18 protein-coding genes are annotated in these 23906 nt (G+C 48.4%); 4 read left to right on the top strand and 14 right to left on the bottom strand.

The genetic code is table 11. From position 1 onward, the window contains the following. Positions 1-113: 113 nt before the first annotated feature. The 6 genes from Pan54_RS22090 to Pan54_RS22065 form a co-directional block, all read right to left on the bottom strand. Positions 114-1331, bottom strand: coding sequence for an ATP-binding protein (locus tag Pan54_RS22090; protein ID WP_146505619.1), 1218 nt, complete (start codon positions 1329-1331; stop codon positions 114-116). 53 nt (positions 1332-1384) lie between these two features. Then, complete coding sequence (locus Pan54_RS22085) at positions 1385-6397, bottom strand: hypothetical protein (protein ID WP_146505618.1); 5013 nt, start codon at positions 6395-6397, stop codon at positions 1385-1387. Continuing rightward, on the bottom strand, positions 6394-7311 hold the full coding sequence (locus Pan54_RS22080) for a DUF4132 domain-containing protein (RefSeq protein WP_146505617.1): 918 nt from the start codon (positions 7309-7311) through the stop codon (positions 6394-6396). Before Pan54_RS22080 ends, Pan54_RS22085 begins: the two co-directional genes overlap by 4 nt. A 177-nt stretch (positions 7312-7488) precedes the next feature. After that, positions 7489-8874, bottom strand: a complete 1386-nt coding sequence (locus Pan54_RS22075) for a sulfatase family protein (protein WP_146505616.1) — start codon at positions 8872-8874, stop codon at positions 7489-7491. A gap of 27 nt (positions 8875-8901) precedes the next feature. Further along, positions 8902-10383 carry an oxidoreductase gene (locus Pan54_RS22070; RefSeq protein WP_146505615.1) on the bottom strand — a complete coding sequence of 494 codons (1482 nt, stop codon included), beginning with the start codon at positions 10381-10383 and terminating at the stop codon, positions 8902-8904. A 134-nt stretch (positions 10384-10517) separates the two neighbouring features. Further along, a complete protein-coding gene (locus Pan54_RS22065) occupies positions 10518-10862 on the bottom strand; it encodes a hypothetical protein (RefSeq protein WP_146505614.1) in 345 nt (114 codons plus the stop codon). A gap of 436 nt (positions 10863-11298) precedes the next feature. Between Pan54_RS22065 and Pan54_RS22060 the strand changes: the two genes are divergently transcribed. The 3 genes from Pan54_RS22060 (at position 11299) to Pan54_RS22050 (ending at position 14264) form a co-directional block, all read left to right on the top strand. Continuing rightward, positions 11299-11979 (top strand): zinc metallopeptidase, encoded by a 681-nt coding sequence (locus Pan54_RS22060; RefSeq protein WP_146505613.1) that lies wholly within the window; start codon positions 11299-11301, stop codon positions 11977-11979. Positions 11980-12052: 73 nt separating this feature from the next. Continuing rightward, complete coding sequence (locus Pan54_RS22055; RefSeq protein WP_146505612.1) at positions 12053-13201, top strand: cysteine desulfurase family protein; 1149 nt, start codon at positions 12053-12055, stop codon at positions 13199-13201. Between the two features lie 160 nt (positions 13202-13361). Then, entirely contained in the window at positions 13362-14264 is a 903-nt protein-coding gene (locus Pan54_RS22050) for a histone deacetylase family protein (RefSeq protein ID WP_146505611.1), read from the top strand. A 47-nt stretch (positions 14265-14311) separates the two neighbouring features. Here Pan54_RS22050 and Pan54_RS22045 read toward each other — a convergent pair whose 3' ends face one another. The 8 genes from Pan54_RS22045 to Pan54_RS22010 all read right to left on the bottom strand — a co-directional run bounded on the left by Pan54_RS22045 (position 14312) and on the right by Pan54_RS22010 (position 21943). Further along, positions 14312-15916: a vWA domain-containing protein gene (locus tag Pan54_RS22045; protein ID WP_146505610.1), complete on the bottom strand. Its 1605-nt coding sequence runs from the start codon at positions 15914-15916 to the stop codon at positions 14312-14314. A 334-nt stretch (positions 15917-16250) separates the two neighbouring features. After that, positions 16251-16847: a putative metallopeptidase gene (locus Pan54_RS22040; protein ID WP_146505609.1), complete on the bottom strand. Its 597-nt coding sequence runs from the start codon at positions 16845-16847 to the stop codon at positions 16251-16253. 5 nt (positions 16848-16852) lie between these two features. Beyond that, the gene (locus Pan54_RS22035) at positions 16853-17764 is read right to left on the bottom strand and encodes a hypothetical protein (RefSeq protein ID WP_146505608.1); all 912 of its coding nucleotides are present in this window, start codon (positions 17762-17764) and stop codon (positions 16853-16855) included. A 323-nt stretch (positions 17765-18087) separates the two neighbouring features. Beyond that, a complete protein-coding gene (locus tag Pan54_RS22030) occupies positions 18088-18699 on the bottom strand; it encodes a hypothetical protein (protein WP_146505607.1) in 612 nt (203 codons plus the stop codon). Between the two features lie 261 nt (positions 18700-18960). After that, positions 18961-19821 (bottom strand): DUF6159 family protein, encoded by an 861-nt coding sequence (locus Pan54_RS22025; protein ID WP_146505606.1) that lies wholly within the window; start codon positions 19819-19821, stop codon positions 18961-18963. Positions 19822-19937: 116 nt separating this feature from the next. Continuing rightward, positions 19938-20312 (bottom strand): hypothetical protein, encoded by a 375-nt coding sequence (locus Pan54_RS22020; RefSeq protein ID WP_146505605.1) that lies wholly within the window; start codon positions 20310-20312, stop codon positions 19938-19940. A 157-nt stretch (positions 20313-20469) separates the two neighbouring features. Next, a protein-coding gene (locus tag Pan54_RS22015) for an IS3 family transposase (protein WP_146501926.1) occupies positions 20470-21650 on the bottom strand; the annotation gives its coding sequence in 2 pieces (ribosomal slippage) (positions 20470-21365 and positions 21365-21650; 1182 coding nt in all). Between the two features lie 44 nt (positions 21651-21694). Further along, positions 21695-21943: a hypothetical protein gene (locus Pan54_RS22010; protein WP_146505604.1), complete on the bottom strand. Its 249-nt coding sequence runs from the start codon at positions 21941-21943 to the stop codon at positions 21695-21697. A gap of 194 nt (positions 21944-22137) precedes the next feature. Between Pan54_RS22010 and Pan54_RS22005 the strand changes: the two genes are divergently transcribed. Next, the gene (locus Pan54_RS22005; RefSeq protein ID WP_146505603.1) at positions 22138-23904 is read left to right on the top strand and encodes a DUF885 domain-containing protein; all 1767 of its coding nucleotides are present in this window, start codon (positions 22138-22140) and stop codon (positions 23902-23904) included. The last annotated feature ends 2 nt before the right edge of the window (positions 23905-23906 follow it).

Below are 23906 nucleotides of genomic sequence, written 5' to 3'. Positions count from 1 at the left end.
TAACGCCTATAAATATTTAAGAATCTAATCTTTCAGATAGATTATTAAAACAACGGTGGCGGGGGCGATCTCGAAGAGAAGCCCCCGAATCATTCGACTTTCGGGGGCTTCCGTTAAAAATCCTGATCCACTTCCTCAAGATTTTCACGCAGCTGATACATTCGCTTCCAGAGTGCATTGGATTCACTGCGTCGACGCACCGGGCCATCCCAATAGGCGAGCAATCGATCGCGGTCTTCCTGATTATCCTTGAGCACAACTCCCAGCAGATACCCCGGCAGTAACGAGACAGGATCTTTACGCGAAGAAAAATAAACCCCTTGCCGAGTAATCGCCGCTGCAACAGTGACCGCTTCAGCGGTACTCATCACGGCTGCTGGTCGTTCGATACTCCAGCCTTCTTCGGTCCGCCCTTCGCGCAGGTCGCGAAAAGTTGTGACGAGAATATCGAGCAGTTTTGCATCGATTTCTTCATGAGTTCCCGACTCAGTCAGCATGGCCTTGGCTCGACTCCGAACAAGTTCCACTTCCTGAGCAGCCTCGGCTATCGGATGGACGGTCTCAAAGTTGAAGCGGCGTTTCAAAGCAGCCGACATTTCGGAAACACCCCGGTCCCGCAGATTAGCCGTCGCAATCAAATTAAATCCGGGAGCAGCAAACACGCTTCCCCCTTCGCCTTCAAGTTCGGGAATCATCAATCGACGTTCGCTCAAGATACTGATCAAAGCATCCTGAACTTCCGGCAGACAGCGTGTGATCTCTTCGATCCGAACCAGCTTCCCGGTTTTCATTCCTGTCATGATCGGCGATGCGACCAGAGCTTCGGGCCGTGGGCCTTTATCGAGCAGCATGGCGTAGTTCCAGCCATAGCGAAAATGATCTTCACTCGCCCCGGCTGTCCCTTGCACTGTTAACGCACTCGAACCGCTGATGGCCGTTGTGAGCAATTCGCCCAGCATACTTTTGGCCGTCCCTGGCTGGCCAACCAGTAACAATCCTCGTTCTCCGGCCAGAGTGACGATACACCGCTCAACCAGTGCCCTCGGTCCAACAAACTTGGCCTCGATCGCCATCGACTTTGGCAAACCATCTGGCAAAGATACAGAGGCAGGAGCGCGAAGTGATTCGCCGTGCGTCCCGCAAATGAAATCGACGACTCGTTCCGGAGAAAGCAACCAACCCGCAGGTTTTGGCGAACTGTCGATGGCACGCAGGAAAGTGATTTGATCAGCATAACGCTCTTCGGCAGGGGGCTGCTGTCGCGTAGCGATGATTGGATCCGGTTCCTTTCTCTGCGTAGCGGTCGAACGTTTCGTTGTCTTCTTCGGCATACGGAAATGCTTTCCTGCTTGGAGATTGTAATTAAAACTGGGTTGAGGATTCGCTAGAGACTGGCCTCTTCATACTCTGGTTTATCACCATCGAGAATACGTTGCCAGACAGCTGGGAACAAATCTTCGTAGGGCCGCAGAACCATCGGCCCCCCAATCGGGAAATCGAGGCCAATGTCCAAGGCAAGATCGACCAGATGATCTTTTTTCCAAGCTTCAATCGGCAACCAGGGAGCTTTCAAATCGAGCCATTCTCCTGGAAGAAAGATCGACCGACCTGCTCGGGAACGTTTCGCATCAAGAACAAGTTCTTTTTCAACGAGTTCACCCGCTGCTTTTTTATAGCGGGCAGCAGTCCAATCGTTCCATTGCCGGACATTTGCAGTTGTCGGATCGGGAAGTGCAAGCACCTGAGCATACAACACGGCTGCATCCTCAGAAAGTTTGAGTTTTTTCTGAATGCCTGCCACCGTTTTGGGAGCCGTCAGCAGAGGGTTTTGAGGCCATTGATCTTCGGATAGAGTTCCTCCGAGAATGGCATGCGAAATTTTCTCGTAGCCTGGGCTGTTAAGCACGTTGACGATGGAAACGGAATTCGGATCTCCAGTAACTCGTTCGGGCCCAACTTCCATTTCGAGAAGGCCCCGTAACCTGGCGAGTGAATTCGAGTCCTTGAGAGAGGCCGGGTGAAATGCAATGAAAACATGATGTTTCGCGTCAGCGGCGGCACTAATCAATTCGTCGCTGTAGCGGTTTAGACCAGACTTTCGATCCTGTTTTGTTTTACCAAGATGTTTATTGGTCCACTCTAATGGCGTCATCGCCTTTTTTGCATCATAAGAGTAAATGTGAAGTGGGCGAAGTAAGAGCAGGGTCTTGGGGCTATTGAACAATGTGTGCACCTGCTTTAATAAGGCAGGCATAAACTCTCTGGCACCATGACCAAGTGGTGTCTCGTTATGCACCAACGCAATCAGTCTGGCAATGGAAGAGTATAATTCGACTCCTGCTACTGATTCACTTTTGTTTTTTGCGAACAGTCCAAGATAGTAATAGGAAGATTTCTCATAATTCTTGGAGTCATCGATCACAATCTCGCAGGGCTTCAATAACGGATGTTTCGGATCAGCCGCGACATCAAGCGTCGACTCGAGATCGGGCTGCTGATAGCGATAGGCCTGGCTAATCGAGGAAAGTCGTTTTTGCAAGGTCGCATCCAACGGCAGCCGCTTTGGCATATCCAACTTCCAGGTTTGCTCGATCGCTTTCAGGCACGGTGTCCGGTCTTCCGCAAACGGAGCCGCCAATCCTGGACTGATGACAGCCACCAGAAGCTTCTGCAGAACTTCAGAATTAATATTCTTCAAAGCCTGCCGGGCTGCATTGGTATCGATCACTTTCCAGCCGAGCTTCTTTCTTAACTCTGAAGGCAAAAAGTTACTTTCGTGTTTATGGATATTCAGGGCACACATCCAGATCAACCCGATCTCAGCAGGTGTTGCTCCCACACTCTCGGCAACCTGCTCCAGTTCCTCTTTTGAGGGGAGTGGCAACTCCTGATTCGCTTTGACAACTTTGAGAAACTCTTTGCACTGCTGATAGGTATCACGCGTTGGAAGCGAGACACAATCGAAAACTTTGTAGCCCGGTGGATTTCCTGGTTTTTTCGCCGTTGAATATCTCAGGATATGATAGAGCTGCGTATTGTAATTGTAACCAGCAATGATAATGAATCGATCTTCACCATTCTGAATGGTCAGCGATTTTCCAGTGATGGCCTCATCATCCTCATTGACAGAACTCGATTTTGATTTTTGCTGAAGTTCTGCACCCATCATCGAAAATGTTCCCGGTAGCTGAAACAGCTTCAAATCATTCCAGAATTTCAGGAATTCCAGCCAGTGTGTTTCCGCAGATGATTTCTTTAAAATCGGTGAGGGTTGAATTTTCCAGAATATCGACCAGCAACGTAGAGGGAATGATTCGAGTAAATTAAACCAGAGATAATTTGTTGGCGTAATTTCCGCCGAGCCGCGATTACCCGCCAGAAATTCCGAAACATCCTTCAAGTGATGAAGAAGAGAAGCATTCTCATGCCAATTGTAATAATGAATACTGTCAAGATCCCAATGAGCAGCAGCCTGATCGACCTGATTGGTTTCAACGAGTGTCGTTTCTTTTACGTCCTTTTGAGATTCCTCCATCATCAAATCACGGTGTTCATCAAATAAATGAAACTGCTCCTCGGCTCCTTTGATGACCTGGAGCAGTCCATAAACGAGCCGCTCGGGTGCTTTCGGCAGAAATTTCGCGATTGCATTTCGCAAATGAGTCGACTTCTCCGCATCCTTCAGTGTTTTGGCAGACTTCGCATGCTCACGATCTTTCGTCGCGGACAGCAACAGCAAATCACTCTGTTTTCGCGTGATTTTGCGAAGTGATTTTGAGGAAGCTTCATCCCGCAACTTCAACAGATGCCAATAAAGAATTGGTAATACCGTCGGCTGGCCACTGGCAGAATCGGTTTTACAATCACTGATCTCAGTAATTACCGTTTTCCCTTCAGGGTCCCAGATCGAATAACTTCCCCCACGCACATTGAAGGTTGTTACTGGTAGATAGCGATTTGTACCCGGTTGATTCAGCAGAGCAACAGGCACAATTCTTTCAGCATACGACTCCATTCCTTTAGTGGTAAAGGTCCTGCCGTCTATACCTTCACCAATAATAACATTGTCGCTTAGCCTAATGGCTTTCCAACCGAGTAAACCATTCTTACTACCCAGAGGAGAATTCTCTGTTCCAACTGGTGCAGCCAGCAATTCCGAGGCTGGAAAATGGACAGTCCCTCGGTCCGTTTCTTCAAACCAGGCGGGAACACTTTCACGCAGTTCCTTTCCCGTTTCCGGGTCGATACTTATCACCTTCTCATGATGTTTACTTGTCCTGTAATCATAATGATTTTCCACACGCCAGAAGTTTTCCCCATCGTGCAGGTACTCTGAAAATTCCGGTATACTCTTCTGCCCCGCGCGGCATAAACTCTTGCCAAAGAAGTATCTTCCCTCTGACATAGAAGTGGCCACTCTATTTACAGAACGTCCCCAGGAATATTCAATCTGAAATTCCTGTCCTGGATCACTCATCCAGATCAATCGGCAATCTGAATGATTGATGCGAACTTCAACTCCCAAATCCTTCCCGACTGGAAACAGATCCCGAAGAGTCCCCCCCTTGGGCAATTTCAACTCGACTTTTTCAATAGTGCCTTCTGGATGAATTCGATAAGCGTAAGTCCCTTCCACAAGAATGATTTCCGGGAATGTGAGATAGAGATTTGTTTCTCCATAACGCTCGCGGCGTATTTTTAATTTGTGTTTATCAATCGCGGCATCGAAAGCGGGAATGCCATACTCGTCGAAAATTCCCGCTTGCAAAGTCAGATGCAGACTCGCAGAAGGATCAATCGCAAGCAGTCGTTTATTGAGATCGGGAAACAGTTTGAGTGTCTGGGGCCACAATACGCCTTTGAGCTGTTTCTTTGCCTGTTTAAAACTTTCCAGTCCGCTCCCTTCCAGAGAGGTAATTATCTGATCAGTAAAATCGTGCCACAATTTTTTAATCGCCGGGCGATCTCCGGCGGCCAGTGGAAACGAACGTCGTTTCCAATCCGCTTGACGATAGTATCCAGAACGACTCGAACCCCGACACTGCAATGCATCATGGAGTCCACCGAAAATCGCGGGGAGATATCTTTCATCCTGAATGGAGAGGACAGGATCCTGATTCCGGAACTTATGATCGGGTTCAGCGATTAACCAGCCATCGAATGTGATGGAAGCCTGATCATCGACTTCAACTTTAACGTCACTTTTCAGGCAGGCTTCCAGCAGGTCGAGATCAATTTCCCTAGAAAATGACAGGGGATTGTCTTCGAGTATCAATCGCGGAATCAAATTCTCGAACATTTCCAGGACGCGAAGCGGAACGGGAGTCTGTTCTTTAATGATGCGACTGAACCACTCGACAATCGGTTCACCCAGAGGAGGGGCACCTTTGTGTTCATCTTCCCAGAGAAATTCCAGAGTTCCCCATTCTTCCAGTAAATTGATCCACGGCCACAATTTGCTTTCGCCGTAATAGCGGGTTTCCGGTTTCGTGTGTCTGAGTAAGGCGACTGCAAATTCAGGAGAGCGTTTCACCAGATTCTTACACTGCTTACTGCACGATTTCCAAAACTGATGTGCCGTCCGTCCCATCGCAGGCGCATGAATCGCTTCCAGCAGCCAGCTTTCCATTTCCGACTTCTCATCCAGACCGGCATTCTTTGCCAGCTTGTTGAAGTCTTTGGGCATCGCCGCCCAGGGAGCCATTCCGCCGAGAGTCCGCCTCAAGCATAGATCCCGAAAAATGCGAAAGGCTTCCTCAGGAGGATACTGATCGATCAAATCGCCGGCATAATCGGACAACGCTTTTCCAGCCAGACATCCAGCTAGCACAAATTCGAGAACAACATCGCGTCGTCTTGCCCGATCCGATTCCAAAGCATGCACTCGCTCGGCTTCAAGTGACTTCGTGAGTGCTCGGCCCGCATAGGTTTGATTCCCCAGGTCTTTATAAGTTCGACCAACTTCTTCCCAATAGGGCGGCAGGAAGTGACGGACAGATCGCCCCAGCTCTTTCGCTAATTCCGTGTAGACATCCCAGGCGTGCCCCGGCTTAGACTTCGCTTTTCGAGCCGCTGCCTTCATCCGTTTCACAAGATTGAGTGCATAGCGAGCATTGTCTGGATCATTCACCAGAGCCCACGCGGCAAAGCCCAGACTGCGACGCTGTTGGATGGCAATCGGTTTGGAGATCTTCGGTGTCTCGAACCCGAGAAACTCCATCGCCAGATCTTCGGCTTCTCCCAATCGATCGGAAGTGAGTCGCACAACTGCTCGATCTCCCAGCGCCGGATGTCGATAATCGCGGGCGACGATTTCTTCGGTCGCTTCGGAATCGACTTTTGATTTGATCGGCAGCAATCCCCCAGCTTCCAATTGAATCGATGTGACACTCATCATTCAGCCTCCGATTCTTTTTCCACTGTTCGCTTGGCGTAAATTTGAGTCGCCATCAAAACTCCCTCACTGAATGTCACCGCACCGACACTCGAAATTTTCTGAGGCTTTTGCTCGGAATTCACAAAAATCAAATCGTCTGTGTAAGTCTCCCCTTCCGGGTAGTCGGCTCCGATCCAGTATCTCGCTTCGAGGGGCTTGCCGTTCTCCCAGAGTTTCGAGCAAGCATAGCCGCCGCGTACAGGAAAGCCGAGTCGTCTGCACAACGAAGTCGCAAAGTTCAATTGTTCAAATTTTCCGTTTCGGAAATCGGAGATGTAATCCTGTTTGAGTTGTTCCTCGCGTGGAGCAAAGATCGGACGAAAGATCTGCTCGACCGATTGCGAGAAATTCATGTCGGCTGCGATTTCCCGTAAATCTTCCAGACCATCGATCAGAATCGGATGCGGAAAAAGAATTTGAGCCGCCTTGATCCACTGCGTTTCGCCATCACGATCAACAACACCCACACCTTTTTTGGAATCGATCTCCCGCAGCAAACCTGTCTGTGTGGCATCACTCTTGCCGCGACCATCGAGCGGGCAGACGATCATATTTCGCAGCATTTCCGACCAGTCAGGATCAATCCAGACGGAACTCAAGACATGAATCGGAATAGGCAATGAGCGAAGCATCCAACGTTCGATAGCACGTTGACAGCTGATACGATGTTCGGCCAGCCATTCGCACATTGCCGAGAGTTGTTCAGCCAGTTCGCTTGTCTTCAGATTCTTCGGGACAGCGGAAAGTTTTTTTCCTTTGGCATTTCTGGCAACGAGCTTGCCATTCTTAACTCCAAGGGCGTAACCATCATCACCCTCTATCCAGATAATTTCTTCACTTGAAGAAACCGAACCCTGCGCAGATGTTTTCGCCATGCTGATCTTCTCTGGAAAATGAAAGACGGGAGATTGATCAAGTCAGGCTAACGGATTTTGCAGTAGTCGACAATTATTCAGCCTGCCAGTTCAAGAAAAAAATACCGACATTTCAATGTCGAGATTGGACTGAGGAAACAGGTTTCAACTTCAAAGCGATGCAGATGGATTTTGTATTTATTGAGATCGCTCTACAGAAAAAACATCTCCTGTGGGATGATCTGGCAGCGTTTCTTTCCAATCACGAATTTGTTCGAGTAGCTGATTGGTTACCAGTGGACTTGTTTCACTGAGATCGTTCTTTTCGTATGGATCATTAATGATGTCATACAATTCCAGATGACTGAAATCTTGATTGGCCATCATTTTCCAATTCTGATCCACAATCGCCCAGGTAACCCAATGATAAGGTTGATTGGCTCGTGGTGGCCACCTCGCCTGCATTTTCCAAAAGAGTGGTTTTTCCCGATATTCCGAACCATTTCCCAATAAAGCGGAAATTTGATTGACTCCATCAGGGTGATAATCTTCAGGCAAAGCGACGCCAGCAATGCTACAAAAGGTGGGGAGCAAATCGACTGCTGAAATGAGTGAAGTTTGATCAATTTTCCCTGCTGGAATTTTCCCCGGCCAACGGGCAATAAACGGAACATTGATACCTCCTTCAAATAAAGCTGCTTTATAACCTTTCCGTCCTGCGGTAATCCCTTTCGAGGCTGCAATTCCCCAGCCCGCGCCGGTTGCGGTATCGTATTGTAGTGTCAATTCCGTGGATTGAGACGCTCTGGCAGGACCGTTATCGGAACTGAAAATGACGAGGGTGTTTTCTGAGATACTGAGTCGATCAAGTGTCGACAATACTTCTCCAATTCGGTCATCTGCATGAGAGAGAACTGAAGCATAGATCCGATCGGCATCATCCTCCATGTCGCGAAATCGCCACTCATATTTGGGAACCGTGTGAAATGGTGTATGAGGCTCATGTAACCACAGATTGATAAAAAAGGGTTTGTCATCAGCGACCGATTTTTCGATAAAGGCATTGGCAGATCTGGCGTCTTCGTGGACGGGCATCTGCTCTCCTGCACAATTAAACGCCCCATATTCATCGTAGCCATATTCACTCGGCAACGGAGAATCGGGAATCATATTGTTGGAGAGATGCCATTTGCCGAAGTGAGCCGTTTGATAGCCTCCCTTTTGAAGTAATCGAGGCAGCGTTGTGACTTCGGGACTGAGCCAGTCGGGCATATTGCGTTTTGCATTACTGGGAACCCAGGCAAAGTGGCCATCAATGTTGTATCGAGCTGGGAAATGTCCCGTCATCACAGCCGTACGACTTGGAGAACAAACTCCACTGGCAACCGTGAAGCGATAAAAGTCTGTTCCTTCGCGAGCCAGTCGATCGATATTCGGCGTTTTAACATAGGGATGGCCATGGCAACCTAAATCCCCCCAGCCCCAGTCGTCTGCAAAAATAAAAATAATGTTCGGCTTATCAGAAGCCAGAGAAACATTCAGGAACAGTAAGACTAAAAGCGGCGCGATTTTGAAATGATTCATGAATGACCTGCTCATACCTGATGACAGTTACTCGGACTTTTTCCCTGCTTTGATTGCTTTAAGTTCCTGAAACTCGGGGCGTGATTTATAATAATCGTCTAGTGGATAACAACCTGAAATCAAACCATTGCGGGGACCGGTGGTACAGTCGCTGAAGGTGCGACAGATTTTTTTAGTGGCTCGATAATCTTCGCCATTCAGAATTTGAGCGGGCATCTGCCATTGACTTAATACGAGTCTGCCGATGCCGACAAAATCGACATCTCCTCGTCGCACGACTGCCTGGGCAATGTGAGGCAGATACTCCTGGAAATAGGAGTACGCAGAACCCACCATCGGCAAATTTGGGACCGCTTTTTTCAACCGAGCGACTGCCTCTATTTGGCGGACACAACCGACGAGCGGATCTTCCGGTGGTTGATAGCCATCCGATGGTGGGAAGTAAGCCGGTCGTTGGATATGAGGATTGTAGTAAGGGGACCCCGCAGTCAGATTGACCATGACGACGCCGAGTTCATCACGCATCATTTCGAGTAACTGAATCGGTTCGGTTAAATCCATTGTTAAAGGATCGGAGCGATCGCAACCGAAGCCGGGGTAACTTCCATTTTGATAGGGCGTCGGCTGACCGATTCCCGGTCGCCCGGTTTTCTCATCAAAAGATTCTGGCTGGAACGGTAAAAAATCGAAGAGAGAGAGCCGTACCCCGAGCATTAAATTCGGACAGGCAGCTTTCACAGCCTGACAAATCTCTTTGAGAAATCTCGCGCGATTTTCAAAACTGCCACCATATTTCCCTTCACGGGAAAATGCGGATAAGAATTCGTGGCCCAGATATCCATGACAATGCTTGATATCGACAAAGCGATATCCGATTTTCTCTGCAGCCTTTGCAGCATCGACATATTGCTGAATCAGCTTCTGGATATCTTCATCAGTGAGGTAAGTCATCCCCTGCTGATCCGATAATTTCACGCGTTCATCGAGCAGAGGATGATGATAGGCCACTCGGGATTCCAGACGAACTTTTTCATTCGGTCGACTGAAACGGCCAGAGTGTGTTAACTGCAAACCAACCAGAAAATCGTCCAGAGCATCGTTGCCAAAGGTGTCGGTATGAGCTTTGTTGAGTGTCTGTAGCAAGTCACTGAGAGATTGTTCGTTATCCGGATGATAGTAAAGTTGATTCGGATTCGCGCGACCTTCCGGACAGACCGCGACCGCTTCACCACCCCAGATCAATTTGCAGCCGGACTCGCCGAAGTGCTGCCAGCGTCGCAAAGTTTCTTCACTGGCTTTGCCATCGCGAGTTGCATCCCAGCCTTCCATTGGATGGACAGCCCAACGATTTCCGACTTGAAAGTCTCCTACCGTAATTGGCTGAGCCAGTGGAGAATCTTCTACGGCAGAGAGAGCTTCATCATCGATTTCGATCGAAAGATCAAGACTTTGCAAATACTCGCGAAACTGCTCGGTTGTTTTCAGAGATGCGATGCGTCGATAGGCCATACGATTGAGACTTCATAGAATAAAAACAAGGGGAAGTCCGGCTATCGTAGAGTGAATAATCGTTCTGTGCAAAGCAAAAGGCACTCTCCGCCTTGAGAGTGCCCGACATGCAATTCGTACTGGATCAATTCCGCTTACCACCGGTAGTAGAAACCCCGATAACCTGTGTAGTAACCCGGTGCCCGATAGTAGCCACCCCAGTAGTTTGGATATGTGTATCCATAATATCCAGCGGTGTAATAGCCAGGCGTGTAGATAGCTGCAGGTGCGTAATAGGCTGTTGGAGCATAATAAGCTGCTGGTGCAGCGTAAGCAGGTGCGTAATACGAACGGTAAGCCCCGTAATTGTAGCCGCCGTAGTAGTTACTGGTGTATCCGCCGTAATAGCCGTAGCGGCAATGACGCGCCTCTGCGGTTTCTGGATTTGGCAGGAGCGTGAATCCTGCGACAAGCATCGCCAAAACTAAAAGTCGTTTCATGTTTGGTTTCCTCCCGAAGGTGCTACTTTTGTCCCGGTACGCTCCCCCCAAGAAGCGCATCCTACTCAAAGTTAAGTCTACAAATTCTCAGGCATTTTGCATGCCTTCTGCAGAAAAATTAATTTTATCGTTAAAATTGGACATAAATTTTTGTTGACCAATTCAAAAAAGTTGATCCCGAATTTCCCTGTCGATCTGAGTAGGATTCAATAATTCATGTAGGAAACGCACATTTTTTGCTTACTGAGCAAGTTGTGAATAAAATGGTGTGAAAACTGCTTTGCATATATTGTCCGCAGTGATCTGTCATTTCGACAGGAATAACATTCCCCGAAATTTCATTCCTGCCCGCAAAAAAAGATTGATCAGCGAGCAGCCTTGCATCGTATTGAATGATGAGCGACCGCTCACAATAGAAATATATGGAGAAGAAAGAATGTACGGTTATTTTGGTTTAATGATTTTTACAGCCCCGGCCATCCTGCTGATGATGTGGGCTCAATATCGCGTGAAGTCATCTTTCGCAAATGGACTGCGTGTCCCGACTCGAATTTCGGGAGCCGCCGCAGCGCGACATATTCTGGATATCAATGGACTTCAATCTATTGATGTTGTGGAAACACCCGGGCAATTATCCGACCATTACGATCCGCGGGAAAAAGTCGTCCGCTTGAGTCACGATGTCTATCAAGGACACTCAGCATCTTCCGTTGGGATTGCAGCCCACGAAGTTGGACATGCGATTCAAGATGCAGAAAATTACGGGCCATTAGTCATCCGTAATGCAGCCGTCCCGGCGGCTCAATATGGAGGAACCGCTTTTTCGATTCTGTTGATTCTGGGAATTCTGCTGCACAGCATTCATTTAATTCTGCTGGGGATTGTGCTGTATGGGGGCTTGGTCTTCTTTCAGTTGATCAACCTGCCGGTTGAGTTTGATGCCAGTAATCGCGCGAAACAAATTCTGGCGGATACCGGCATGGTTGATACTGATGGGGCAGCCGCAGTGAACAGTGTTCTCAACTCAGCCGCATGGACGTACGTCGCAGCGACACTGCAATCGGTCCTGACTCTGGCTTACTACTTGATGATTTTTGCGGGTGGTCGCCGGGATTAATTGATGGTTATCAAATCCGTCTCTGGCAATGGATATGCTTCACGTGCCCCTGGAGAAGCACTAAAGTTCTTTCATGAACGAACCCATCATTTATCTTGACGCCAATGCGACGACACCGCCAGATCCAGCAGTCTGGGAAACCGTGCGGTCTGTCGCTTCGGATTGTTACGCCAATCCCGGGAGTACACATCAACTGGGACGGAAAGCTCGGAAGAGTCTGGAAGAATCTCGCGCGATCTCTGCTCGTGTACTCGGTGCACAACCGAAAGAAGTGATCTTTACGAGCGGTGGCACGGAATCGACGAATCTGGCATTGATGGGACTGGCGGCTACCGTTCCTCCGGAACGACGAACCATTGCGATCACTGGTGGAGAACATCCCGCGACAGCTGAGTGTGCAGATCGACTGGTGAAGCAAGGCTGGATGAAAATCCTGATCCCACTTGATGCTAATGGGCTGATTATTACCGAGCAACTTGATCAGTTGCCCTGGGAAGAAATCGGATTAGCAGCGGTCATCTATGCCAATAATGAAACCGGTGTAATACAAAATGTCTCGCAGGTTCGTCGTCTGTGTGAGCAGCATCAGACACCCTGGCATCTCGATGTCGTTCAAGCAGTGGGACGCATTCCCGTTTCGTTTCACGAACTCGGTGCCACTGCAGCCAGCTTTGGTGTGCATAAAGCTCATGGCCCACGGGGCATTGGTGGGTTGCTGCTGAAGGATGAAGTCCCTTTTGTTCCGACCGCAGTCGGAGGTTTCCAGGAAGCGAGCAGGCGTCCGGGAACCGAAGCTGTCGCTCTGGCTGCTGGCATGTCGACGATGTTGAGTGAATGGGAACAGCAAAGCGATTCCATCTACAAAAATCTGCAGGAATTGCGGGATCGTTTCGAAAGACAGCTCGAGCAGCAGATCAGTCCACTTATGATCAATGGTCGTAATGCATCGAGGCTTCCTAACACCTCTAACATGGCATTTCCTGAACTTGAAGCCGAGGCCATTTTGATCGGGCTTGATCTGGCGGGCATCTGTTGTTCGCTCGGCAGTGCGTGTGCCAGTGGATCAGCCGAACCTTCTCCCGTGTTGCTGGCGATGGGAGTCGAACCACAACTGGCTCGCTCGGCCTTGCGTTTCAGTCTGCATAAATATTTAAAAGAAGCAGAAATCGATGAAGCGGTTCGAAGAATTGTCGAAGTGGTTTCCCGGCTCAAAGATCTATAATTTGATCTATGGTCTTGGGACTAGAGTCAGGCAGTTTTTTGGGACAACCGACCCATACAGCCATATGCAAGTATTAATTTGAATCAGGACCTCTCGAAACTTACTGGCCACTGGACACTCAACACTGGCCAACTCAACCCTAACCTTCATCCCTCAACTAATGCGCATCTTCTACAGTGATCATCATGTACTGCCGCTCTCGTCGGGGCATCGGTTTCCGGCTGAGAAATATCGGTTGCTTCGAGAGAAGTTGATAACCGATGCGATCGTCGAAGGCCATCAGCTCTCTCCATCAACACCTGCAACTGATGAACAGCTTTTACGAGTTCATACTCCAGAATATATCGAATCGATTGTCAATGGCACGATTGAGCCGAAGGCGATGCGGCGAATTGGATTTCCGTGGTCGCCGGAATTAGTGATTCGTTCCCGCCATTCGACCGGAGCTTCGATCGCCGCTGCTCAAACGGCTTTAGTAGAGAGCCTGGGGATCAATCTGGCTGGGGGAACCCATCATTCGTTTGCAGATTGCGGGGAAGGTTATTGCGTCTTCAATGATGTCGCATGTGCAGCTCGTGAGTTACAGATCAATCATGGCGTCGGTCAGATTCTCGTGATTGATTGCGATGTGCATCAGGGAAACGGCACAGCTTCTATTTTTCAGCAGGATTCCTCCGTCTTCACGTTTTCCATTCACGGAGCTAAAAACTTTCCACTCCATAAGGAAAAAAGTGATCTCGACATAGCCCTTGATGATGGAGCAGAAGATGATCAGTATCTGGCAGAACTGGAACGCGGCTTAAAGGAATGCTTTGCCCGCTGCGAACCGGAATTCATTTTTTATCTGGCAGGTGCAGACCCCTTTTATCGGGATCGATTCGGCAAAATGAAATTGACCAAAGCCGGTTTGTTAAAACGAGACGAACTCGTATTGAGTCTCTGCAGTGAGAAGAATCTTCCCGTCGCCATTTCCATGGCAGGAGGATATGCCCCTGATTTAAATGACATCGCTGAAATTCAGGCCAATACAGTTCGCATTGCCTTGCAAAAAGTTGGGAACTGAATAATTAAAGCAATTTCCAATTTAAGTAGTCCATTCTGTCACAGACCTCATTCCAACAACTGTGCCTTCTTGACCAGTTGTAAAAATTCCTCTCGATATCCGTGAGGATCATCACCCAGGTTTTGCTCGGCGATCGAATTCACCCGTTCGAGAGTCATCGTACCACAGTGTTTCGATTCTCGCAGCAACATGCCGAAGGCTGCCACAGCTGAAGCGAAATGGAAATCTGTGGAGGCTTCCGTTAAGGACAAGTCCTGTTTCTTCACTGTCAGGCTGATCGGTTTACTATCGAGGCCTTCGGGATCTTTATAACGCAGTCTGACTGTCAGCAACTCGTCAGTATTTGCGGAAGCACTCAATTCCGACTCCTGTTGATACTTTGAAGGTTCAACTTCAGCGACCTCGGATTCAATTCCAACAGGCACCAGTTCATACAGCGCGGTCACAGTATGTCCCGCTCCTATTTCTCCTGCATCCTTCGTGTCGTCCAGAAAATCCTCATTTCTGAGCATTCGATTTTCATAGCCGATCAGCCGGTACGATTGCACTTGTGCGGGATTGAAATCGACCTGGATTTTCACATCTTTGGCAATCGTGATTAGCGTGCCAGACATTTGCTCGACAAGTACCTTCTCTGCTTCGTTCATCGAATCGATATAGGAATAGTTGCCGTTTCCTTTGTCAGCAAGCAATTCCATGGTGGAATCTTTCAGATTGCCCATTCCGAAACCGAGCACACTCAGAAACACTCCACTCTTTGCCTTATTCTCGATCAGATTAACCAGATCAGACTGATTCGTTCGCCCCACATTGAAATCGCCATCAGTACAGAGAATAACGCGATTGACTCCTCCTCTAATAAAGTTGTCACCCGCGATACGATAGGCCAGTTCGATACCCTCACCACCATTGGTCGAACCACCGGCTTCCAAATCATCCAGCTTCGAGAGTATCTCTGTTCTGTGGTCGGCACTTGTTGATGGCAGCACCAGACCAGACGCTCCTGCATAAACGACAATCGCAATCCGATCATTTTCTCCCAGTTGTTCCAGTAGCAGCTTCATAGACGATTTGACCAGCGGGAGTTTGTTGAAATCCTCCATTGAGCCCGAGACATCGAGCAAAAAGACGAGGTTGGAGAGTGGTCGATTCTCCAGTTCAATTTCCTTTCCCTTCAAGCCGATCTTCGCCAGCAGATGACTTTCTTCCCAGGGACATTCCGCGACTTCCACATGCACGGAAAATGGATCGTCGCCCGTTGGTGGTGAGTAGTGGTAGTCGAAGTAATTGACCAACTCTTCAATCCGCACCGCTCCCGCTGGCGGCAATTGATTCCTGTTCAGAAACCGTCGTAAATTCGCATAGGAAGCGGTATCGACATCGACGGAAAATGTCGAAAGAGGGTTTGACTTTGAGAGCAGAAACGGATTCTCAACGATGTGATCGTAAGCTTCGGTGTTGAATTCGGTTCGATTCTCTTCACTGACAGCTGTATGCGGGGAAGTGTAATAGAACTGCTCCGATGATACGGGAACAGCTCCACCGTGCCGTGCAGCTTCTCGCGCCTCACCGCAGCCAGAAACAACCAACGCCAGTGCACACAATAAATTGATGCCTGTGAAGCACGTAAACTTTGTAGCGAAAGTCATCATTGCCTCCGACACGTGTAGAAGAGAAAAGAGAAAGGGAGCCAGTCGTTAGAACATGACCAGTGAGACACATGCTTGCGAGTTGGACAAATGCGAATCTACCTTTATGTACGAGAGCAGGCGGAATAGTGCTGGACAAAAGCTAAGAAAATTCAGAAAAAGTCTTGTGCTAAGTCACGACTTTATTATTGAATTTCTTTTCATTCATCCGAATTCTGTTGTCGGGCTGAAATGAAATGCTTGCCATCAGTTTCGATTTGCAGGTTGGATTAGCAGAACGTGAATTCCATCCTGCGATTGCCAGCTTGCAAATAAGATTGAGATCTGCGAATAAGCATCACGCAGAAGCTTTGCCTTGAGGCAATGGAATGAGCTTAGGGATCGGCATGCGTCGACCGATGATTTTTCCGTGGTGTTGTCGCAGTTTTTGGAAGTCGACCTGTAGAAAATTCATGAGTTGTGACGGCGGAGCCATCTGCAGATACTCGTCCACATATCGATCCATCAGGCGATCGTATTCTTTCTGGCTCGATGAGTGAGCATGATATCGTCCGCCAAATCGACGGATGTCTCCATCGAACTTCGGGCTGATGTGATACAGTTCGTGCAGAACTGTAATCATCTTCTCGCGAAAGGTATTGTCCTGAAATCGCGGGAGATAGAACGTGAGCAGATACAGCATTTCATGCCGACCCAGATAAACCCGCTGGACCGACCAGGTTCTGCCCCGTTTTTTGGTCGTTAAAGAGCCGTTCTCAAAACGTAACGGCGTGAGCTTGGCTTGAACGCCATAGATGCCCGGCGTGCGGGCTTGAGCAAATGTGACCGCGACCTGTTCCATCGCAATATGTTGAAAGACTTCCAGACGATGGCAGACATCCTGGCACAGGCGTGTCATTGCATCGGTAAAGTCGAATCCCGATCGACTGGTCATGGCAATTACTCAAATGGCGAAACAGACTTGGCTGCCTGGGCAGCTTCAAAATTTTGAACGTGAAATCGATCTGGAATATTAGGAGATGAACCGGTTTCAATAAAGCCCTGAAGGCGATACTGTTTTCCATCCTGCAAGCCCTGCAACACATCGTTTGAACCAACTAGTGGTAATCGACCTGCATTTGAATTGGCCCCTGATCCAATCGGCTGAAATTCCAGGACCCAGCCATTCGACTGTGGATCGCGTCGAACAGTCCCTTCCAAACCACTCGAAGCTTCGGGAGTTTTCGCATCCTGCAACGGTGGAGCAGCAGCCACTTCAAACAGATTGGGAGTGTTCATCGGTTGTGCCTGAGTTTCCTCAGCCGCTGGAAACCCCTGAGGCTGAGGACGGCTCGTCACGATTGGAGCTTCAAATTGACTTTCTGAAGTCATTTCAACAGAGCCTGCATTGTCATTATCAGAACGAAAATCTGCCTGGGCGACCGATTGTTCTCCCTGAGGTGCAAATGTGTTTTGCGGATAATTGCTTTGTTCGAAGTACGGAGAGTTGCTACTGGTTGGATCGTTGTATCGGGGGACGGAATTGTCCTGACCGGAAGAACCTGGTGTCGTTGGAGAGGCACCAAATGGAGGCGCATTTCCTGTATTTGAAGGTGATGAAGGCTGGTAGTATGGATCGTTGGGCATCGAAGAAATCGATGGCGAAAGCTGACCGGTTGGCGTCCCGTAAGGAGCAGGCGAACCGTATGGTGCGGGAGCGCCATAGGGAGCAGGAGCCCCATAAGGTGAAGATTGATAAGGGCCATAAGGCGGTTGGTTATAGGCAGGCTGATAACAACCTGAGACCGCAACCATTAGTGGCACGATTAATAAAACAGTTCGTAAAGAAACGAACGGTGATTTCGTTTTCATAATTGGCATCCTTGCCCGCATTTCGCGAATTAGTCGATCAATTGAAGTAGCCCGGATCATCCTGGTACATTCCGTTGTGATCGTCGGCAATCCCCATTGCCGTATGACTCTTAATGTTCAGTCGGTACTTCCGACAACTTAAGAGTTTAGTGTTCCCCCCGAACGAAACGACCTATCTTAGACAGGCGAATTCGTGCAGGCAATTCATGAGAAATCGCCCCCTGCGATTCCATTAGCCGCAGATTGTGCAACATCTTTCAAAACGTGTCTACCCCATTATTTTGATTGATTTTTTCAGATCATTTTGAAGTCGCGAAAATCCATCAAAAGGCATCAATCAGGAAATTTCCCTGGTGATCGATCGCATCAGGATACAGTTTCTGAAGCTCGACTCTCAATTTTTCAGCGGCTTCAGAATCTCCAGCCTGTTCAAGATGAGCCGCCAGGAGCAGGCGGGCATATGCACCAACCTGAACGCCGTCGCCATAAAAGCAATCACTGAAATCATCAATCGCCTGTTGGAGATATTTTTTCTGTTCATCACCAGTTGTTATCTGACCGAGATATAAAATCGCACAACCGGTTCGATTGGCTTTTTGATACTTCTCAACCAGTGCTTCTAAACTTTGCTGAGCCTGTTCCGTTCTCCAGTTTCTGTTGGCCACCTGATATAACGATTCAATTTCTCGAAGTTGTTCGATCGTGTAAACTTCACGATCCTGTTGCATGCGATTGCGAGCCAGTTGTCGCTGTTCGGCAACAATATTTTCCAATTTGATTTTATTCAGAACGGGAGCAACCGCTTCCTCCAACGAGTTCAATCGCTGTTCCAGTTCGGCGATTCGGGCTTTTAATTGATCAATCGATTCTGGCTCATCGGACCAGACAGCAGCTGTGAATGTACACAGTAGGAGTACGGGAATGAGTTTTAACATCTTTCTGTTCCTCACTTTTGAATAGTTAAATCCTGCAACAAATAAAATCCGGGCTTCCAATAGTCTATTGAACAAGAATCTCTCGGGTGGCGGGGGCGCTCCGCTTTAGCGGAAGCCCCTGGAAGCTCAACGATTCGGGGGCTTCTCTTCGAGAGTGCCCCCGCCACCCGTGTTTAATTGCTTTTCGTAGTTAAGCTGGTGTGGACCGGTCTATTTGCGGTTTGAGAATTCTCCAGTTTTCAAGTTGAACTTGGTGTCGCATCAATGATTGACAAATGCCTGTTTGAGCAGTTGATTATCGAATGCTGTTGGTACTTCACCCTCTGACGCAAACAGATATAAGGCTGCGATAATAATACTGTTCAACGTAGCGGTGATCAGTGAGACCAGGATCAAACTGAAAATACCACAGGCGACCAGGGCTCCAGCCAGTACGAATTGCTCATTGAATGCCAGGAAAATTCCAAAACCAATCGGAACGAAGCAGGCGATGGTTGCCAGAAAGGAAATAAATCCAATTCCGAAATTTGCAGAGAGCGATTCTCCCCAGGTTTTTTTCAATACAGAAACCGAACGTTTGAAGGCATCAATCGGCCCCGCTTTTTCCACAACCAGAATAGGAACCACAAAGTATGTCGTGACAGACCAGGCCGCTCCAAGCAAGCCCGCAACAATTTGCCCGACTTTTTCTGAGCGTGATTCAATCACCTTGAGGATCACACCGACCGTTGCACTTAATAATGCCCAGCCTGCGATTTGTGGCAATCGATTCATCGAAGCGCGAAAGCCATCGGCGACAGTCGGGTCGCCTCCCTTGAAACGTATGATCGCACAAGCAACTAGAGCCGAATTGAAAAATACAATCACAAAGTAATTTACAAAGTAGAATGCGAACAGAATGATATAGGCAATCGGATTCTGAGATTCCTCTGGAGAGATCTGACCATCGTTCAACACGACATCGACATATCCCGTAGCAAACAGCGGTACGATAAAACTTGCGAGCACAAGCAGACAGCAAAACCCACTGACGATGGGGAAGACCAGCAGCTCTTTATCGAGCATCAACACCCGCCAGCTTTGCTTCGCCAGACTCCAGCCGTTCGAGATTCGTTGAAACATTGTTGCTCCTTTAAAATTCCATGATGCCAGTATTCAGTCGACTGTAATGTACACCATCTGCAAAGAGAGCAACGTATCAAATCCCCATGTCGTTCAAAAATTTATTCTTTTATTCTCTATTCCGATCGAATCTCCCTATGCTTATGAATAAACAGATCAATCTCATGTAACTGTTCAACAAACTCGGCAGCAGCCTCTGGGTCTCGATGTATTGATCGTTCGAGTTCCGCCCACTTATATAAAACCGCTTTCTTAAGAACCGCATCTTCAGTACGGCTGGCCTGACGATATTTCTCGCGGCGATCATTCAACTGCAGCAGTTTCAGGTTCTCCGGAATTTCGATCTCTGAGAGTTCGATTCTTTCAGAAAGATAAATCGTCAGCGTCGGAGCAAGATCCCAGGCGGGCTCGATATGTTGATGTTTAATCATTGCTTCCGCGATGCCACCTACGATATGCACATCCCAGTCGACGATTGCATTTGTCTTCAAAAATTCGACTTTACGAGCAGGACCGGGTAGCAGGATGACTTGAAGTTCAGGGACATCTGTTTGCGCAAATTTCTTGAGTATGCGATTTAAGTCCTGTGTTGTCCCGGAATATGATAAGGTTTGGACTTCCCCAAGAATAGTGGGCGCGGGGTAATGGTTAAGTCACTTGTACAAACTGCGCAGGGCTCAGATAGCCCAGTGCAGAATGTTTCCGTACTCGATTATAAAACACTTCGATGTATTCAAACAGGCTCGATCGAGCCTCTGAACGCTTCTTGTATCGCTCATGATGAACGAGCTCTTTCTTCAACGTCGCAAAAAATGACTCCATGGGAGCGTTGTCCCAACAGTTCCCTTTCCGGCTCATCGAACAGGTGATTCCCATCGAGGTCAACACCTGTTGATAATCCTCGCTAGCGTACTGACTCCCGCGGTCTGAGTGAAGCGTTAATTCTTTGAGGTCTGCATTCGACACGGCCTCCTGATCCACTGCCATCCTCAAGGCATTGACCACCAGGTCTGAGGTCATGCGTTCGGCCATCGACCAGCCTACAACTTTGCGCGTATACATATCCAGCACTGCTGCCAGGTACAACCAGCCCTCCTCAGTCCAGATGCAGGTGATGTCACTCAGCCAAACTTCATTGCTTTTTGTCACGGCATCAAACTGACGATCCAGATGGTTCTCAGCCACGGGCCGGGAATGATTCGAGTCCGTGGTGTTTTTGAACTTCTTCCTGGTTTTTGCCTGAATTCCAGCCTGATTCATCAATTTGGCCACCGTATTCTCTGAGACCTCATAGCCGCGTTCCAGCAATTCTCTATGCATCCGAGGAGAGCCATACACTTCTCGTGTCTCCTGATGAATCTCCTTCATGGCCTGTGTCAACTCCTGTTGATTCTCCTGGCGTATACTCATCGGACGATTCTTCCAGGTGTAATATCCACTCCGGGAAACCTCGAAGATTTCACACATCCGAGCTACTTCAAAGTCTTCTTCATGGTCATCAATAAAGGTAAATCTCACTGATTTTCCTTCGCGAAAAAGGCTGCTGCTTTTTTTAAAATCTCTCGATCCATTCTCAGCTTACGATTCTCCTCGCGCAGCTGTCGCAACTCTTCACGTTCGGATTCAAACAACTTCTCGTTGGACTTCGATTCTTTGCCGCTCATGAACTTCTCTTTCCAGTTGCGTAAAACACTGACATGAATATCCAGGCGTCGAGCCGCCTCGGCCAGCGGATAATGCTGCTCGGTCACCAGTCCCACGGCATCCCGCTTAAACTCTTCAGAATAACGCCGCCGCGTCCGTTTTCCAGCCTGTGATGATCCCGACATAGTCGACTCCTCTCGGAGAGCTTACACTCTCTTTTGGGCGCCCACTATTCTTGGGGAAGTCCAGTTTCATTGCCGTTCACCCACCAGTAATGTACTCGAGATTCATCGTTAATTGTTTCAATTAATCCTGGCCATGAGTCGTAGTTTGCTTCGGCAAGCGGCTCATTTCCTTCCCGGCCTTCACCGATAGCAAATGTGAATGAACAATAAAAAGCCGGTAGCAGGTATAGTACGACTGCAATTGCTCTAGGATAGCGGAACGGACTGATACAAAAACTTGACTGTAGTGACATTTTTATTCTCCTTAAGAGTCTCTGTGCAGAAATTTTCATTGTCTCGATGATATTTGTCAAACAACTCGTCGCACTAGAGATATTGACGCCCCCTACACTACGATAGTTCCTGAATGCAGATGCGATTCCCGATCAATTCTGCAAATTGAGTGAATTAAACACCTCCTCCCAAGATGATTTGTCTGGAATTGAAGATGGTTACAAAAATCGCTGGTTTGAAACTCTTTATCGGTCTCCTGTTGAGTTTATGTCTCCTGCCTCAAATCGCCCAGGCTGATGCCACTGAGGACTTTCATCTGTTGCTCGATGATCACTGGGAATGGAATCTGAAAACCAATCCGCTCGAAGCGACTTATCTGGGAGACAAGCGTTACAACGACCGCTGGCCCGATTTGAGTCTCGAAGCTCTCGAAAAAAACAACGAGCAGTTAAAAGCCTACCTGAAACAACTTAAAGCGATCGACCCTTCTCAACTCGAAGGGGAAGACGTCATCAGCTATAAGCTATTTGAACGTCAACTGAGCATGGAAATCGAAGGTTTCCCATTCGGCTGGCATTTTGTGCCGTTGAATCAGCGGGGTGGTTTGCAGACAGAAAACGAGCAGGTCGAGCAACTTCCGTTTGAAACCGTCAAGGATTATGAAAACTGGCTGGCCCGCATGGAGTCGTTTGATGTGTATGCCGACCAGACGACCGCGCTCATGCAGGCAGGTGTCGATCGAGGCATTGTGCATTCGAAAGTCATTATGAATCGGCTACCGGCTCAAATCCGTCGACAGATTGTCGATGAGCCTGAAAAAAGTCTCTTCTGGAAAGCGTTTCAGACATTTCCCAAAGACTTCACTCAGGAAGATCGCGAGCAACTTCAGGCACGCGCACGCAAGGCAATCCAAACGGTCATCGTTCCCACCTTCGAGGAATTTGAAAAGTTCTTTCTCGAAACTTATTACCCGGCCTGCTTCGATGAAGTCGGGTTCAAGCAAATCCCAAACGGGCAGGAATTTTACGCGTATCGAGCTCGTCTTTATACAACGACGGATTTGACACCTCAGGAAATCCACGACATTGGATTATCTGAAGTCCGTCGAATTCGACAGGAGATGGAAGCGATCATGAAAGAAGTTGAGTTTGAAGGTTCGTTCGGAGAGTTCCTGGAATACCTCCGGACCGATCCCAAATTTTACTATGAAGATCCCAACGAACTGTTTCAGGCTGTCGAAGCGGTTTGTAAACGGATTGATCCGCAATTGGTCAAGTTGTTTAAGACGCTTCCCCGCATGCCCTACGGCGTCCGTCCAATTCCAGAATCGATCGCTCCCGATACCACAGCCGCCTATTATATGGGGCCAGCTGCCGATGGCACGCGAGCCGGCAATTACTATTTCAATACGTATAAGCCCGATCAGAGGCCTATTTACACCATCGAAGCACTTTCACTCCATGAAGCGGTGCCGGGGCATCATCTACAAATCGCTCTGGCTATGGAACTGGATGACATTCCCGCGTTCCGTCGGCTCGGTGGTTATACCGCTTTCATCGAAGGTTGGGGACTTTACAGTGAAAGTCTGGGGAGTGATTTAGGGCTTTATCAGGATCCCTACTCTCGCTTTGGTCAGTTGACATACGAAATGTGGCGAGCCATTCGTCTTGTCGTCGATACCGGTATGCATTCTCTCGACTGGACCCGAGACGATGCGATTCAACTCTTCGTCGAGAACACCGCCAAATCCCGACTCGATATCGAAAACGAAGTCGACCGCTACATCGCCTGGCCCGGTCAGGCCCTCGCTTATAAAATCGGAGAACTGAAAATCCAGGAACTCCGCAAACGAGCAGAAACACAACTGGGAGACAATTTCGATATTCGCGATTTCCACGAAGCGGTTCTGAGCCATGGAGCCGTCACTCTGGATGTACTCGAAGGTCAGATTGAAAATTATATTGCGAGCAAAAATAAGTAGTT

It is taken from the genome of Rubinisphaera italica, assembly GCF_007859715.1.
GTDB lineage: Bacteria > Planctomycetota > Planctomycetia > Planctomycetales > Planctomycetaceae > Rubinisphaera > Rubinisphaera italica.
This window is presented reverse-complemented; position numbering and strand designations above follow the sequence as displayed.

Coding starts and splice junctions, on each gene's coding strand:
- Pan54_RS22040 (WP_146505609.1), bottom strand. CDS start 16,847: ATGACCAGTCGATCGGGATTCGACTTTACCGATGCAATGACACGCCTG.
- Pan54_RS22030 (WP_146505607.1), bottom strand. CDS start 18,699: ATGTTAAAACTCATTCCCGTACTCCTACTGTGTACATTCACAGCTGCT.
- Pan54_RS22065 (WP_146505614.1), bottom strand. CDS start 10,862: ATGAAACGACTTTTAGTTTTGGCGATGCTTGTCGCAGGATTCACGCTC.
- Pan54_RS22080 (WP_146505617.1), bottom strand. CDS start 7,311: ATGGCGAAAACATCTGCGCAGGGTTCGGTTTCTTCAAGTGAAGAAATT.
- Pan54_RS22085 (WP_146505618.1), bottom strand. CDS start 6,397: ATGATGAGTGTCACATCGATTCAATTGGAAGCTGGGGGATTGCTGCCG.
- Pan54_RS22090 (WP_146505619.1), bottom strand. CDS start 1,331: ATGCCGAAGAAGACAACGAAACGTTCGACCGCTACGCAGAGAAAGGAA.
- Pan54_RS22005 (WP_146505603.1), top strand. CDS start 22,138: ATGGTTACAAAAATCGCTGGTTTGAAACTCTTTATCGGTCTCCTGTTG.
- Pan54_RS22025 (WP_146505606.1), bottom strand. CDS start 19,821: ATGTTTCAACGAATCTCGAACGGCTGGAGTCTGGCGAAGCAAAGCTGG.
- Pan54_RS22050 (WP_146505611.1), top strand. CDS start 13,362: ATGCGCATCTTCTACAGTGATCATCATGTACTGCCGCTCTCGTCGGGG.
- Pan54_RS22070 (WP_146505615.1), bottom strand. CDS start 10,383: ATGGCCTATCGACGCATCGCATCTCTGAAAACAACCGAGCAGTTTCGC.
- Pan54_RS22075 (WP_146505616.1), bottom strand. CDS start 8,874: ATGAATCATTTCAAAATCGCGCCGCTTTTAGTCTTACTGTTCCTGAAT.
- Pan54_RS22035 (WP_146505608.1), bottom strand. CDS start 17,764: ATGAAAACGAAATCACCGTTCGTTTCTTTACGAACTGTTTTATTAATC.
- Pan54_RS22060 (WP_146505613.1), top strand. CDS start 11,299: ATGTACGGTTATTTTGGTTTAATGATTTTTACAGCCCCGGCCATCCTG.
- Pan54_RS22055 (WP_146505612.1), top strand. CDS start 12,053: ATGAACGAACCCATCATTTATCTTGACGCCAATGCGACGACACCGCCA.
- Pan54_RS22010 (WP_146505604.1), bottom strand. CDS start 21,943: ATGTCACTACAGTCAAGTTTTTGTATCAGTCCGTTCCGCTATCCTAGA.
- Pan54_RS22045 (WP_146505610.1), bottom strand. CDS start 15,916: ATGATGACTTTCGCTACAAAGTTTACGTGCTTCACAGGCATCAATTTA.